This is a genomic window from Rhizobium rhizoryzae, from assembly GCF_011046895.1.
GTDB lineage: Bacteria > Pseudomonadota > Alphaproteobacteria > Rhizobiales > Rhizobiaceae > Neorhizobium > Neorhizobium rhizoryzae.
Window position 1 is genome coordinate 1,487,236 of the sequence record NZ_CP049250.1, and the last position, 14,121, is coordinate 1,501,356.

General features: G+C 59.0%; 12 protein-coding genes. 11 read left to right on the forward strand and 1 reads right to left on the reverse strand.

Features of this window, described 5'->3' with window-relative positions:
• Positions 1 to 28: 28 nt before the first annotated feature.
• From G6N80_RS13215 to G6N80_RS13245, 7 genes are all read left to right on the forward strand, one after another.
• A complete protein-coding gene (locus G6N80_RS13215) occupies positions 29 to 841 on the forward strand; it encodes a DeoR/GlpR family DNA-binding transcription regulator (protein WP_062555923.1) in 813 nt (270 codons plus the stop codon).
• A 53-nt stretch (positions 842 to 894) separates the two neighbouring features.
• Positions 895 to 1,899, forward strand: a complete 1,005-nt coding sequence (rhaS, locus tag G6N80_RS13220) for a rhamnose ABC transporter substrate-binding protein (RefSeq protein WP_062555922.1) — start codon at positions 895 to 897, stop codon at positions 1,897 to 1,899.
• Positions 1,900 to 2,151: 252 nt separating this feature from the next.
• Positions 2,152 to 3,687, forward strand: a complete 1,536-nt coding sequence (locus G6N80_RS13225; protein ID WP_165134392.1) for a sugar ABC transporter ATP-binding protein — start codon at positions 2,152 to 2,154, stop codon at positions 3,685 to 3,687.
• Between the two features lie 9 nt (positions 3,688 to 3,696).
• Positions 3,697 to 4,686: an ABC transporter permease gene (locus tag G6N80_RS13230; RefSeq protein ID WP_062555997.1), complete on the forward strand. Its 990-nt coding sequence runs from the start codon at positions 3,697 to 3,699 to the stop codon at positions 4,684 to 4,686.
• The gene (locus tag G6N80_RS13235) at positions 4,683 to 5,693 is read left to right on the forward strand and encodes an ABC transporter permease (protein WP_165134395.1); all 1,011 of its coding nucleotides are present in this window, start codon (positions 4,683 to 4,685) and stop codon (positions 5,691 to 5,693) included. Before G6N80_RS13230 ends, G6N80_RS13235 begins: the two co-directional genes overlap by 4 nt.
• Entirely contained in the window at positions 5,690 to 6,010 is a 321-nt protein-coding gene (gene rhaM / locus G6N80_RS13240) for an L-rhamnose mutarotase (protein WP_062555919.1), read from the forward strand. Before G6N80_RS13235 ends, rhaM begins: the two co-directional genes overlap by 4 nt.
• Positions 6,007 to 7,389 carry an FGGY-family carbohydrate kinase gene (locus tag G6N80_RS13245; protein WP_165134398.1) on the forward strand — a complete coding sequence of 461 codons (1,383 nt, stop codon included), beginning with the start codon at positions 6,007 to 6,009 and terminating at the stop codon, positions 7,387 to 7,389. The genes rhaM and G6N80_RS13245 overlap by 4 nt, the downstream gene beginning before the upstream one ends.
• Before the next feature lie 31 nt (positions 7,390 to 7,420).
• Here the strand turns inward: G6N80_RS13245 and iolG are convergent, their stop codons facing one another.
• Positions 7,421 to 8,410: an inositol 2-dehydrogenase gene (gene iolG, locus G6N80_RS13250; protein WP_165134401.1), complete on the reverse strand. Its 990-nt coding sequence runs from the start codon at positions 8,408 to 8,410 to the stop codon at positions 7,421 to 7,423.
• 119 nt (positions 8,411 to 8,529) lie between these two features.
• Between iolG and G6N80_RS13255 the strand changes: the two genes are divergently transcribed.
• The 4 genes from G6N80_RS13255 (at position 8,530) to iolE (ending at position 14,114) form a co-directional block, all read left to right on the forward strand.
• Positions 8,530 to 9,345, forward strand: coding sequence for a MurR/RpiR family transcriptional regulator (locus tag G6N80_RS13255; RefSeq protein ID WP_062555916.1), 816 nt, complete (start codon positions 8,530 to 8,532; stop codon positions 9,343 to 9,345).
• A gap of 113 nt (positions 9,346 to 9,458) precedes the next feature.
• A complete protein-coding gene (locus G6N80_RS13260) occupies positions 9,459 to 11,402 on the forward strand; it encodes a bifunctional 5-dehydro-2-deoxygluconokinase/5-dehydro-2-deoxyphosphogluconate aldolase (protein ID WP_062555915.1) in 1,944 nt (647 codons plus the stop codon).
• On the forward strand, positions 11,399 to 13,219 hold the full coding sequence (iolD, locus tag G6N80_RS13265) for a 3D-(3,5/4)-trihydroxycyclohexane-1,2-dione acylhydrolase (decyclizing) (RefSeq protein WP_165134404.1): 1,821 nt from the start codon (positions 11,399 to 11,401) through the stop codon (positions 13,217 to 13,219). The genes G6N80_RS13260 and iolD overlap by 4 nt, the downstream gene beginning before the upstream one ends.
• A 1-nt stretch (position 13,220) precedes the next feature.
• Positions 13,221 to 14,114 carry a myo-inosose-2 dehydratase gene (gene iolE, locus G6N80_RS13270; RefSeq protein WP_062555913.1) on the forward strand — a complete coding sequence of 298 codons (894 nt, stop codon included), beginning with the start codon at positions 13,221 to 13,223 and terminating at the stop codon, positions 14,112 to 14,114.
• The last annotated feature ends 7 nt before the right edge of the window (positions 14,115 to 14,121 follow it).

Sequence of the window (14,121 nt, forward strand, 5' to 3'; positions counted from 1 at the left end):
TCGAATAAATCGGAACACGGAGGAACCCATGCACGAACGTGAGCGACATCGCATCATCTTGAGCGCCATTCAGGAAAAGCCTGTGGTGACAGTGCAGGATATTGCCGAGCTGACAGAGGCTTCCGAGGCAACGATCCGGCGGGATATTGCAGCCCTCCATGTGCAGGGTAAGCTCCGTCGCGTGCGGGGTGGGGCGGAAGCCGTGCATCCGCCGCAGCAGGGGAATCTCGCGGCACGTCCGTTCCGCGTGTCGGAATCAGTCAATATCGATAAGAAACGCGCAATCGCGCGCGCTGCGGTTGAGCTTTGCGAGGAAGGCGATTCCGTCATCATCAACGGTGGCACGACAACATTCCAGATGGTGCACTTCATGTCGGCGCGCCGTCTTCAGGTTATGACGAATTCCTTCGCTATCGCCGAACATCTGGTCAAGCACTCCAAATGCACAGTTTCAGTCCCTGGGGGCGCGATCTATCGCGACCAGAGCCTGATCCTGTCACCGTTCGAGAATGATGCGATCCGAAATTTTTATGCGCGGCGCATGTTCATTGGCGCGCAGGGCATCTCCTCCCATGGAGTGATGGAGCCGGATGCGCTGGTGATCCAGAGCGAGCAACGGCTGATGCGCCAGGCGGATGAGCTGATCGTGATGGTCGATTCGAGCAAGTTCAATCGCCGCTCCAGCATGATCCTCTGCCCGCTCGAGAATGTTTCGACCATCATTACCGATGATGGTGTCTCGGAAGAGGCGGTCGCCATGCTGGAAAATGCAGGCGTGAAGGTTTTGACGGTGAAGCCGACGGCGTCATCGATCAAGGAGGATGCTTCCTCGGTCGCATGAGATCGCGCTCGGGGAGGGGGAGAAGCAAGTCATTATTCTTGGGAGGAATGAGCATGAAACTGACAAGACGTCATTTCGGCGCAGCAGCAATGGCGCTGGCCGCATCTGTTTCCATGGCCAGCATGGCATCTGCCGCTGATATCAAGATCGCGCTGGTGGTCAAATCGCTTGGCAACGGCTTCTTTGAAGCGGCCAACAAGGGTGCCGAAGAAGCTGCCAAGGAACTGGGCGGCGTGAAGATCATCTACACCGGTCCGACAAGCACCACGGCCGAGGGCCAGATCGAAGTCATCAATTCGCTGATTGCGCAGGGCGTTGACGCAATCGCGATCTCTGCCAACGATCCGGATGCCGTCGTTCCGGCGCTGAAGAAGGCTGCACAGCGCGGCATCAAGGTCATCTCCTGGGATTCGGGCGTTGCACCCGCTGGTCGCATAATGCACCTCAACCCGTCATCCAACGAGTTGATCGGCAAGATGTGCCTGACGCTGGCAAAGAACCATCTGCCTGATGGCAAGGGCGATTTTGCCATCCTGTCTGCCACCACCACCTCCACGAACCAGAACACCTGGATCGCGGAAATGAAAAAGCAGCTGAAGGATTTCCCGGGCCTGAATCTTGCCACGACAGTTTATGGCGATGACCTTGCCGACAAGAGCTATCGCGAAGCGCAGGGCCTCCTGAAGTCACAGCCGAACGTGAAGGTTATTGTTGCTCCGACGACCGTTGGCGTTCTCGCCGCCTCGCAGGCGGTGAAGGATGCGGGCAAGATCGGTCAGGTCTACGTCACGGGTCTTGGCCTGCCATCTGAAATGGCGGGTGCGATCAAGTCCGGCGCGACGAAGGAATTCGCTATCTGGAACCCGATCGATCTCGGTTACTCCGCAACGCAGATCGCCTATCACCTCGTCAAGGGTGATGCGACCGGCAAGCCGGGCACTGAGGTGAAGGCCGGACGCATGGGCTCGATCAAGATTGGCGACAATGGGGAAGCCGCAATGGCTGATCCGTTCGTCTACAATTCCTCGAATATCGATCAGTTCTCGAAGATCTTCTGATCATTATTCATATTATATGAGGGCGGTTGTCACACCCCCCTCTGCCCTGCCGGGCATCTCCCCCTCAAGGGGGGAGATCGGGTGTGGCACCAACCCTGCCTATTTCCGGCATACATGCTCTCGGCATGACCGAGGGTGACGACGACAGACGAGCTATCTTTCTTGCCGATCTCCCCCCTTGAGGGGGAGATGTCCGGCAGGACAGAGGAGGGTGCTCGCCTGCGATTGAATTGAAACGAACCGGTCGAGCAAATGATGTCTCTACGAACGCAGCCGATTGCAACCGAGTTAACCTCGGTTGCTGCACCCATTCTGGAAATGCGCGGCATCAGCCAGGTCTTTCCGGGTGTGAAGGCGCTGGATCAGGTGTCCATCAGCCTTTATCCGGGGCAGGTGACGGCGCTGATCGGTGAGAACGGCGCGGGCAAATCCACGCTCGTCAAGATTCTGACCGGCATTTATCGTCCAACCGAAGGTGAAATCCTGCTGGATGGAAAGCCGGTGCAATTTGCAAGCGCTCAAGGCGCCATCGACGCCGGCGTCACCGCCATCCATCAGGAAACCGTGCTGTTCGATGAGCTGACGGTGGGGGAAAACATCTTTCTCGGCCATGCGCCGCGCACGCGGTTTCGCACCATCGACTGGCGCACCATCAATGCCCGTTCGCGTGAACTTCTGCGCCAGTTGGAAAGCGATATAGATCCGACCATCCGGCTGAAAGATCTGTCTATTGCTCAGCGGCATCTGGTGGCGATTGCACGCGCGCTTTCCGTCGAGGCGCGCATTGTCATCATGGATGAGCCGACGGCGGCCCTTTCCCGCAAGGAAATTGATGATCTTTTCCGTATTGTCGAAGGCTTGAAGCGGCAGGGTAAAGCCATCCTCTTCATCAGCCACAAGTTCGATGAGCTCTATGAAATCGCTGAGAACTTTGCTGTCTTCCGCGATGGCAAGGCTGTCGGTCATGGTCGTCTGAAGGAAACACCGCAAGGCGAAATCGTGCGCCTGATGGTAGGTCGTGATGTTCACGATGTTTTTCCCAAGGTGGAAGCGCAGATCGGGCCGGTCGTTCTCTCGGTCCAAGGTTACAGCCACCCGACCGAATTCCGCGATATATCGTTCGACCTGAAGCGCGGCGAAATTCTGGGCGTCTACGGCCTCATCGGTGCCGGTCGCTCCGAGCTTTGCCAGTCGCTGTTCGGTATTACAAAGCCGTCATCGGGACGCTTGACGCTGGAAGGCCAGTCCGTCGAAATCCGCTCTGCGCAGGATGCGATTGCGGCGGGCATTGTCTACGTGCCGGAAGAGCGCGGGCGTCACGGTCTGGCGCTGCCCATGCCGATCTACCAGAACATGACGCTGCCATCGTTGGCGAAAACCTCGCGCTCCGGTTTCCTGAAGGCTGCCAACGAGCTGAAGCTGGCGCGGCAATATGCAGAGCGGCTGGATTTGCGGGCTGCGGCACTGTCCGTGCCGGTCGGCACGCTATCCGGCGGCAATCAGCAGAAGGTGGTCATCGGCAAGTGGCTGGCCACCCAGCCGAAGGTTATTATTCTCGATGAGCCGACCAAGGGCATCGATATCGGCTCCAAGGCTGCCGTGCACGGCTTCATTTCCGAACTTGCCTCCCAGGGCCTGTCGATCATCATGGTCTCGTCCGAACTGCCGGAAGTTCTTGGCATGTCGGACCGGATCATGGTGATGCGCGAGGGGCTGATGGCGGCGCTTTATGACCGGTCGGAGGCGACGGCAGAAGTGCTGGTGCGCGCCGCGACCGGCAATGCGTGAGTGTGCATCATGACCAAACTTTTCAAAAGCCGCGAACTGCTTTTATCCGGCATCATCGCCTTGATGATTGCGGGCTTTGCGACCCGCGCCGAAGGTTTTGCCGAGCCCGGCAATCTGGTGAACATCTTCAACGACACCTCCATCCTCATCATTCTGGCGCTCGCGCAGATGACGGTGATCCTGACGAAATCCATCGATCTTTCGGTGGCTGCCAACCTTGCCTTTACCGGCATGGCTGTTGCGATGACGAATGCTGCCTTTCCTGATCTGCCGCTTGTGCTACTCATCGTCATGGCGCTCGGTATTGGGGCAGCTCTCGGCGCGATGAACGGCTTCCTCGTCTGGATTCTGCAGATCCCGCCGATCGTCGTCACGCTCGGCACGCTCACCATCTATCGCGGCATGGCTTTTGTCTTGTCCGGTGGCGGCTGGGTGAATGCGCATCAGATGACGCCGACCTTCCTCAATGTGCCGCGCGCGGTTGTTCTGGGCCTGCCTATCCTGTCATGGGTGGCTATTGCCGTCGTTCTGGGCATGGCCTTCCTGCTGACCCGTACGTCCTTCGGTCGTTCGGCCTATGCCTCTGGCGGCAACCCGACAGCCGCCGTCTATGCGGGCATCGATATTGGTCGCACGCGCTTCTTCGCCTTCGTACTCTCAGGCGCCATGGCGGGACTTTGCAGCTACCTCTGGGTATCTCGCTACGCAGTTGCCTATGTCGATATCGCCGCCGGCTTCGAACTGGATAGCGTTGCGGCCTGCGTCATCGGTGGCATTTCCATTGCAGGCGGCATCGGGTCCGTTGCCGGTGCCGTGCTGGGGTCGCTCTTCCTCGGAGTCATCAAGAATGCGCTGCCGGTGATCGGTATTTCGCCCTTTGCGCAGATGGCGATTTCGGGCGTGGTCATCATTCTCGCCGTCGTTTTCAATGCTCGTGCCGAGGCAAAGAAGGGCCGCATCATCCTGCGCGACCGCGCAACCACAGAGGTGACAGCATGAGCGACGTGAACGCAAATTCCAGCCGCCGTGCTATCCCTGATCGTCTGGGCACACCCGTCAGCCGCGTTCTTTCCAGCTGGGAAGTGCTGCTGTTTGGCGTGGCGGTATTGATCTTCATCGCCAATTCCTTGGCTTCGCCTTACTTCCTGGACGCGTGGAACCTGTCGGACGCCACCTTCAACTTCACCGAAAAGGCAATGATTGCCTTCGCCATGGCGCTGTTGATCATTGCCGGTGAAATCGATCTGTCGGTCGCCGCAATCATCGCGCTCGCCTCGACTGCCATGGGTGCAGCGGCACAGGCCGGGGTTGGAACGCCGGGGCTGGTCGCCATCGGCATCGGTGTCGGGGTTCTTTGCGGGGCATTCAACGGCACGCTGGTCTCGGTACTGAAGCTGCCCTCCATCGTCGTCACCATCGGTACGATGAGCCTGTTTCGCGGCATTTCCTATATCGTGCTGGGCGACAAAGCCTATGGCGGCTATCCGGAAAGCTTCGCCTATTTCGGCCAGGGCTATCTCTTCTGGGTTTTCTCGTTCGAGTTCGGCCTGTTCCTTCTCTGCGCTGCCCTGTTTGCGGTGCTGCTGCACGCCACGAATTTTGGCCGCCAGGTCTATGTCATCGGCAACAATGACTTTGCCGCGCGCTTTTCCGGCGTGCCGGTGGAGCGGGTGAAGTTCATTCTCTTCCTGCTGACGGGCCTGATGAGCGGTATCGCTGCCGTCTGCCTTACCTCGCGTCTCGGTTCCACACGGCCCTCCATCGCCCAAGGCTGGGAGCTGGAAGTGGTCACCATGGTCGTGCTGGGCGGCGTTTCCATTCTGGGCGGCGCGGGCACGATTGCGGGTGTCGTCATTGCCGCTTTCGTCATGGGTCTCGTCACCTTCGGACTTGGCCTCCTGAATGTGCCCGGTATCGTGATGTCGATCTTTGTCGGCCTTCTTCTCATCATCACCATCGCGTTGCCCATTCTGGCGCGCCGTATCAAGCAGGCTTCCAAATCATGACGCTTGAAAAACATGCATTCAAAATGAAGCTGAACCCCGGTATGCAGGCCGAATACAAGAAGCGGCATGACGAGATCTGGCCGGAGCTTGTTGAACTGCTGCATCAGGCGGGCGTCAGCGATTATTCCATCTACCTCGACCCGGAGACGAACATTCTGTTCGGTGTTTTGTCTCGTCCAAAAGACCACGGTATGGCCAGCCTGCCGGAGCATCCGGTCATGAAGCGCTGGTGGGCGCATATGGCGGATATCATGGAAACTAACCCGGATAATTCGCCCATTGCTGTCGATCTTTTAGCCGTGTTTCATCTGCCATGAGCGAGGCAAAGCGCATTGCCGTTCTCGATATCGGCAAGACCAATGCCAAGGTGCTGGTGCTGGATTGTGCGAGTGGCGAAGAGCTTGATGTGCGCCGTCGTCCAAACAAGGTGATCGCGGCTGATCCCTATCCCCATTACGATATCGAAGGGCTGTGGCAGTTCTTCCGTAATGCTCTCCAGGATTTGAGCCGTTCTCCCGGCTTTGACGCCATTTCCATCACCACCCACGGCGCGTCTGGCGTGCTGTTGAATGCCGCGGGTGCTCTGGCGCTGCCGGTGCTGGATTATGAACATGAATACCCGGAACACATCCGCACTGCCTATGCGGCACTGCGCCCGCCCTTTTTGGAAACCTTCTCGCCCGCTTTGTCGATGGGGTTGAACCTGGGTGCCCAGATCCATTTCCAGAAGGTCGCGTTTCCGGCAGAGTTCGCCAAGGTTGCGACGATCCTTACCTATCCGCAATACTGGGCTTACCGATTGACGGGCGTTGCGGTAAACGAGGCAACCTCGCTTGGATGCCATACGGATCTGTGGCAGCCGGGCAGGGGCACGTTTTCTTCGCTGGTGGATCGGCTGGATATCCGGGACAAGATGGCTCCGATCCGATCCGCCTTCGACGCGCTGGGACCGGTGAGACCGGAGCTGGTGGCGGAACTCGGGCTTCAACAGCCGGTGCCGGTCTACTGCGGCATTCACGATTCCAACGCGTCACTCTTGCCGCATCTGGTGGATCGCGAAGCTCCCTTTGCCGTGGTTTCAACAGGAACATGGGTGATCAATTTCGCCGTGGGTGGTGATCTGGAACATCTCGATCCCGCCCGCGATACGCTTGCCAATGTCGATGCCTATGGCCGCGCCGTGCCATCCTCCCGTTTCATGGGCGGTCGCGAATTCGAACTGCTGACGGCACAGCTGGGACCGCTGGATCTGGATGCGGCCTTCGCCGCCCTGCCTGCCGTGCTGGAAAAGCGCCTGTCGCTTATGCCGAACCTCGCCTCAGGTTCCGGCCCCTATCCGGGTCTCAAAGGCCAGTGGCTGAATACAGACTGTGCCTCTGTTCACGAGAAATGGGCGGCGGCCTGTCTTTATCTGGCGCTGATGACCGAGACCTGCCTCGGCCTGATCGGTGCCAAAGGTCCGGCTCTGGTGGAAGGGCCGTTTGCCTCCAATCCTGTTTATCTGGAGGCTTTGCAGGCCCTGCTCGGGCGTCAGGTCATTTCCGTTTCCGGGTCTACAGGCACTAGCCAGGGGGCCGGGCTTCTGGCGGGCGTGAAGCTTTCCGCGCACTTGAAGGAAATCGTTAGCCGTCTCGATAAGGGTACGGTGCAGGCCTATGCGGCTGACTGGAAGGCAAAAATAAGGGCCGCGAGTTAGGCGGCCCTCACATTCATCCAGTTCTATCTGATCAGAGCGCGACAGCCGCGCCCGTCTGTGCGGACTTCAGCGCTGCATCGGCAAGCTTCAGGGCAATCAGGCCATCTTCAGCGGAAGGCGAAGCGGCAGCGCCGTTCTCAACCGTATCGATGAAAGCCTTGATCTCAGCTGCATAGGCTTCCGTGTAGCGCGTCATGAAGAAATCATGCAGCGGCGGGCGGGTGTAACCATCCTTGTTGGCGACTTCGATGGAAACAGGACGCTGATTTTCCGCAGCAACCGAACCCAGCGAGCCATGCACTTCGATGCGCTGGTCATAGCCATAGGTTGCGCGACGCGAGTTGGAGATCACCGCCTGACGACCGCTGGCCGTGGTGAGGATCAGGCTCGCGCTATCGTAATCGCCTGCTTCGCCGATCTTTGGATCGACCAGAACGGCACCGGTTGCAAACACGGACTTGATCTCTTCGCCCAGCAGGAAGCGTGCCATGTCCAGATCGTGGATGGTCATGTCGCGGAAAATGCCACCGGACACTTTGATGTATTCGACCGGCGGTGCGCCCGGATCGCGGCTGGTGATTGTCACCATCTCGACCTTGCCGATGCTGCCCTTGTCGATTTCCTTGCGAACCGCCTGGAAATGCGGGTCGAAGCGGCGGTTGAAGCCGAGCATGACCTTGGCCCCGGTTTCCTTCACCACGTCGATGCAGGCTTGCGCACGGGCAACATCCAGATCGATCGGCTTTTCGCAGAAGATCGCCTTGCCGGCGCGGGCGAACTTTTCGATCAGGTCCGCATGCGTGTTGGTGGGGGTGCAGATGATGACCGCGTCCACATCCTTGTTGGCCAGCACAGCGTCAATGGTGCTGACTTCGGCGCCTGCCTCATCGGCAATGGCCTTTGCGGCCGCTTCCATGGCGTCCACGACAGCCACGAGCTTTGCGCGAGGATCGGACGCAATCGCCTTTGCATGCACCTTGCCGATACGTCCTGCACCGAGCAGGGCCAATCTCGTCACCATGGGGTTCTCCTCCACTTGATATGTCGATAGAATTTTTGTTCCAAACGCGTTTGGAATATCTGTTCCATTTTGCTAGAGTGTAGCCATATTTATGTCAAGCGTAGAAAAGGGACGATTGAATGGCGGAGGGTGGGGCACCGGCGAGTGTGGTGGAATTCGAGGAAAAGCTTCTGGAAGTCTCGGCCTCTTTGCCCAAGCGCTTGAAGCAGTGCGCAGACTATGTGGCGGCCAATACAGACCGCATTGCCGTGTCGACCGTTGCCGAAATGGCGGAAGCGGCGGGCGTTCAACCCTCGGCCTTCATGCGGTTCTGTCAGATCATGGGCTTTTCCGGTTATTCGGAAATGCAGCGGCTGTTTCGCGAAAACTACGTGGGCGGCTGGCCGGATTATTCCACCCGGCTCGACCATCTAAGGGACATGGGCGAGCATAGCGGTCCGCGCCTTCTTGCGGAGTTCGTCGAGGCTGGACGGGCTTCACTGGAAAATCTGCTGAAATCCGTTGATCCTCAGGCGCTTGAGGATGCGGTGGAAACGCTCGCGGGCGCCAATCTTGTGCATATCATCGGTCTGCGCCGGTCGTTTCCGGTCGCCAGTTACATCGCCTATGCGCTGGAAAAAATGCAGGTGCCTGCCATGCTGCACAGTGTCGCAGGCAGGCTGGATAGTTCCGCCGCTATTCGTCCGGGCGATGCGCTGCTCGCCATCACCTTCTCGCCCTATTCGGCTGAAACACTGGATCTGGTGGAGGCTGTGCGGGCGCGGGGCGTGCCCGTGGTGGCGCTGACAGATACCTCCGTCAATCCGCTTCGCAAGATGGGTGCGACGATCCTCACCGTCTCGGAAGTGGATTTCGGGGCGTTTCGTTCGCTGTCTGCCACACTCTGTGTCGCCATCGCGCTGTCGGCAGCAGTCGGAGCAAAACGCAAAAACTGAATATTCGTATTGAAAGCGTCAAAAATAGAATTTATAGTCCAAAATAACTGATCGGCACGGGAGGTGCCGTCGCGCTGACTTAAAGCGCCATCTGCGGCCAAAGGGAGGGCCTCTTGAAGCCACTCGACGTGATTACCATCGGACGCTCGTCCGTAGATCTTTATGGCGCCCAGGTGGGTGGTCGTCTGGAGGATATGTCCTCCTTCAACAAATATATTGGCGGCTCTCCGACGAATATTGCGGCCGGGGCTGCGCGGCTTGGCCTGAAAAGCGCTTTGATTACCCGTGTCGGTAACGAGCATATGGGCCGCTTCATCCGCGAACAGCTTGTGCGCGAAGGCGTGGATGTGCGCGGCGTCGTCACCGACCCGGAACGCCTGACGGCGCTGGTGCTGCTGGGCATCCGTGACGAGAACCAGTTTCCGCTGATCTTCTACCGCGAAAACTGCGCTGACATGGCGCTCTGCGAAGACGATATCGACCCGGCCTTCATCGCAGAATCCCGCTGCATCACGGTCACCGGAACGCATCTTTCGCACACCCGCACGGAAGCGGCTGTGATGAAGGCGCTGAAGCTGGCGCGCGAACATGGCGCCCAGACGGCACTCGACATCGATTACCGCCCGAACCTCTGGGGTGTGGCGGGCCATGGCGATGGCGAAAGTCGTTTCGTGGAATCGGCCAAGGTCACCGCCAAGCTACAAAGCACGCTGCATCTGTTCGACCTGATCGTCGGCACGGAAGAAGAGTTTCATATCGCGGGCGGCTCCACCGATACGCTGGAAGCGCTGCGCGCCGTGCGCCAGGTGTCCAAGGCAGCACTTGTGTGCAAGCGCGGGCCCATGGGCGCTGCCGTCTTTGAAGGCGAGATCCCCGATAGCCTCGACAAGGGTCAGACCGGCCCCGGCTTCCCGATCGAGGTCTTCAACGTGCTGGGTGCGGGCGATGGCTTCATGGCGGGCCTGCTGAAGGGCTGGCTGACGGGTGAGGATTGGCCAACGGCGCTGAAATATGCCAATGCCTGCGGTGCTTTTGCCGTATCGCGCCATGGCTGCACGCCCGCTTATCCGAGCTGGGAAGAGCTTCAATATTTCTTCAAAACCGGAATCAAGAACAAGGCGCTGCGCAAGGATGCAGCCCTTGAGCAGGTTCACTGGTCCACCAACCGCAAGGGCGACTGGTCTACCATGCGGGTGTTCGCTTTCGATCACCGCATGCAGCTGGAAGCCATGGCGGAAGAGGCGGGCGTCCCGACGGATCGTATCGGTGCCTTCAAGAAGCTCTGCTTGCAGGCTGCCACCTCCGTGGCTGGCGGAGAGCGCGGTTACGGCATCCTCTGCGATGGCCGCCTCGGCAAGGAAGCGCTTTATGCCGCAGCCGGAACGGGCCTCTGGATCGGTCGTCCTGCCGAATGGCCGGGCTCACGCCCGCTGACGCTGGAGCCGGAACTGGGCCTCGATTGCGGTGGCTTGAGCGAATGGGCTGCCGAACATGTGGTGAAGGTGCTCTGCTTCTATCATCCCGACGATACGGCCGAGGTGAAGGAAAAACAGGAAGAGACGGTGAAGCGCCTGTTCGAAGCCTCGCGCCGCAACCGCCTTGAATTCCTGCTGGAAGTCATTCCGTCCAAGGTTGGCGCTATCGATGACGAGACGACGGCGAAGATCATTGATCGCTTCTATGAGATCGGCGTCTATCCCGATTGGTGGAAGCTGGAGCCGATGAAGACGAATGCTGCCTGGGCCAATGCCTGTGCTGCGGTAGAACGTCACGATACGCATACCCGTGGCATCGTGGTATTGGGTCTGGATGCCCCGCAGGCAGAGCTTGAGGAGAGCTTTGCGCTTGCCGCCGGTTTCGATCTGGTCAAGGGTTTTGCAGTTGGCCGCACCATCTTCGGCGATGCTGCCCGCAAGTGGCTCTCCGGTCAGATCAGCGATGAGGCCGCCGTGGAGGATATGGTGGCACGCTACAAGAGCCTGTGCGCGGTGTGGGATAGAGCTCGCGCCGAAGCCAAGGCCGAAGCTGTCAAAGGAACAGTGGGAGGAAAGGCATGAAAACGATCCGTCTAACGGCGGCGCAGGCACTTGTGCGCTACCTTGCCAATCAGCTGAATGAGGATGGCGTTCCCTATATCGCCGGTGTCTGGGCCATCTTTGGCCACGGCAATGTGGCCGGTCTAGGCGAAGCGCTCTACGGCATTCGCGAGGAACTGCCGACCTATCGCGGTCAGAACGAGCAGAGCATGGCGCATGCGGCCATTGCTTATGCCAAGCAGCTTGGTCGACGTCGTGCCATGGCGGTCACGTCTTCCATCGGTCCCGGCGCACTGAATATGGTCACGGCTGCGGCACTTGCGCATGTCAACCGTCTGCCGGTTCTCTTCATTCCCGGCGACGTGTTTGCCAATCGTGGCCCCGATCCGGTTCTCCAGCAGATCGAGGACTTCGAAGACGGCACGATTTCCGCCAATGATTGCTTCAAGCCGGTCAGCCGCTATTTCGACCGTATCGAGCGGCCTGAGCAGCTTCTGACGGCACTGCCGCGTGCCTTCCGCACCCTGACGGATCCAGCCGATTGCGGCCCTGTCACGCTCGCCTTCTGTCAGGATGTGCAAGCGGAGGCTTACGATTACCCGGAAAGCTTCTTCGCGAAAAAGACATGGCGCTTCCGCCGTCCAGAGCCGGATGTGGTGGAACTGGAAGCCGCTATCGCCGCCATCAAGGCCGCGCAGAACCCTGTCATCGTCGCAGGCGGTGGCGTGCATTTCTCGGGTGCCACGGATACGCTGAAGAGCTTTGTCGAAAAACACCAGATTCCGGTTGTCGAAACGCAGGCCGGAAAGTCAGCGCTTGCCTGGGATCATGGCCTGAACTTCGGCCCCGTTGGTGTCACCGGCTGCGAAAGCGCGAACATTGTTTCGGAAAATGCCGACCTGGTGATGGGCGTCGGTACGCGTTTCCAGGATTTCACCACCGGTTCCTGGGCGCTGTTCAAGAACCCCAACCGCAAGATTCTGGCGCTGAATGTTCAGCCTTATGATAGCGCCAAGCATGATGCCATTCCGCTGGTCGCCGATGCCAAGGTCGGCCTTGAGAAGATTTCGGCGGCACTTGGCGATCATCGCTTTGGCAGCCCCGATGCAGGCCTCAAGACCAGCTGGTTTGCCAAGGCGGATGCGGTGACTGCCGCACCTCAAGAAGCCAACACGCTGCCGACAGACATGCAGGTCATCGGTGCGGTTCAGCGCGCTTCGAGGGATAACACCGTCGTCATGTGTGCGGCGGGCACCATGCCCGGTGAGCTTCACCAGCTGTGGAAAGCCAAGCTGCCGCTCTCCTATCACATGGAATATGGCTTCTCCTGCATGGGTTATGAGATTGCCGGCGGCCTTGGTATCAAGATGGCGGAACCGGAGCGGGATGTCATCGTCATGGTGGGCGATGGCTCCTACATGATGATGAATTCGGAGCTTGCGACCGCCGTCGGCATGGGCGTGAAGATCACCGTCGTCATTACCGATAACCGGGGCTATGGCTGCATCAACCGGCTGCAGATGGGCACTGGCGGTGCAGAGTTCAACAACCTCTATGCCCATACGAATGTCAGCCCGATGGCAATCGATTTTGCCGCCCACGCTGCTGCCATGGGCGCGAGATCCACAAAGGTTTCGTCCATCGCGGAACTGGAAACGGCGCTGGATTCGGCCCGTGAGGCAACGCAGACAACGGTGATCGTCATCGATACGGACCCTTATCCGACACCGGGTGCGGGTGGCCATTGGTGGGATGTCGCCGTGCCGGAAGTCTCGGCCAGAGAAGAAGTCAACAAGGCGCGCGCCGCCTACGAAGCTGCCCTGAAGGAAAGAATGTAAGATGATCCTCTTCGGTACAAACCCGATTGCCTGGTCCAATGATGACGACCGTTCGCTCGGCGCGCATATTAGCCTGGAGCAGTGCCTGGATGAAACCGCCAAGATCGGTTTCGACGGCATCGAGAAGGGCCACAAGCTGCCGACCGATCCGGCAGGCCTGAAATCCGTTCTGGAACCGCGCGGCCTCAAATTCGTCTCCGGCTGGCATTCTCTGAACCTGCTCACCAATACGGTTGAGGAAGAAAAGGCGGCCATGCAGCCTTTCCTCGATGTGCTGAAGGAAATGGGCTGCAAGGTCATCATCGTCTGCGAAACCTCCAACGCTATTCACGGTGCCGACGATACGGCGCTCGCCGACCGTCCGAAGCTGGCAGAAGCCGATTGGGCAAAGTTTGGCGCAGGCGTTGAGGCGCTGGCGGAATTTTCGGCCTCTCAGGGTATCTCGCTCGTCTACCATCACCACATGGGAACGGTGGTCGAGAGCGAAGAGGAAATCGACCTTCTGATGCAGCACACCGGCCCGCATGCCAAGCTGCTGCTCGATACCGGTCATTGCTATTTCGGTGGCGGAAACCCGGAAGCGGTTGCGAAGAAATACATGCACCGCGTCGGCCATATCCATGCCAAGAACGTACGTCCTGTGATCGCAGAACAGGTTCGCAATGAGAAACTCTCCTTCCTCGAAGGCGTGCGCCGTGGCGTGTTCACCGTTCCGGGCGATGCCGAAGGTGGCGTCAACTTCCCGCCGGTTCTAAAAGTTGCCGCAGAGCATGGCTATGAGGGCTGGATCGTCATCGAGGCGGAACAGGACCCGGATGTCCGCAATCCGTTCGAATATCAGAGCCTCGGCTTGAAATCGCTGAAGGGCTTCGCCAAGGATGCGGGTCTGATTTAACCCTCGT

Coding starts and splice junctions, on each gene's coding strand:
- G6N80_RS13215 (WP_062555923.1), top strand. CDS start 29: ATGCACGAACGTGAGCGACATCGCATCATCTTGAGCGCCATTCAGGAA.
- rhaS (WP_062555922.1), top strand. CDS start 895: ATGAAACTGACAAGACGTCATTTCGGCGCAGCAGCAATGGCGCTGGCC.
- G6N80_RS13225 (WP_165134392.1), top strand. CDS start 2,152: ATGATGTCTCTACGAACGCAGCCGATTGCAACCGAGTTAACCTCGGTT.
- G6N80_RS13230 (WP_062555997.1), top strand. CDS start 3,697: ATGACCAAACTTTTCAAAAGCCGCGAACTGCTTTTATCCGGCATCATC.
- G6N80_RS13235 (WP_165134395.1), top strand. CDS start 4,683: ATGAGCGACGTGAACGCAAATTCCAGCCGCCGTGCTATCCCTGATCGT.
- rhaM (WP_062555919.1), top strand. CDS start 5,690: ATGACGCTTGAAAAACATGCATTCAAAATGAAGCTGAACCCCGGTATG.
- G6N80_RS13245 (WP_165134398.1), top strand. CDS start 6,007: ATGAGCGAGGCAAAGCGCATTGCCGTTCTCGATATCGGCAAGACCAAT.
- iolG (WP_165134401.1), bottom strand. CDS start 8,410: ATGGTGACGAGATTGGCCCTGCTCGGTGCAGGACGTATCGGCAAGGTG.
- G6N80_RS13255 (WP_062555916.1), top strand. CDS start 8,530: ATGGCGGAGGGTGGGGCACCGGCGAGTGTGGTGGAATTCGAGGAAAAG.
- iolD (WP_165134404.1), top strand. CDS start 11,399: ATGAAAACGATCCGTCTAACGGCGGCGCAGGCACTTGTGCGCTACCTT.
- iolE (WP_062555913.1), top strand. CDS start 13,221: ATGATCCTCTTCGGTACAAACCCGATTGCCTGGTCCAATGATGACGAC.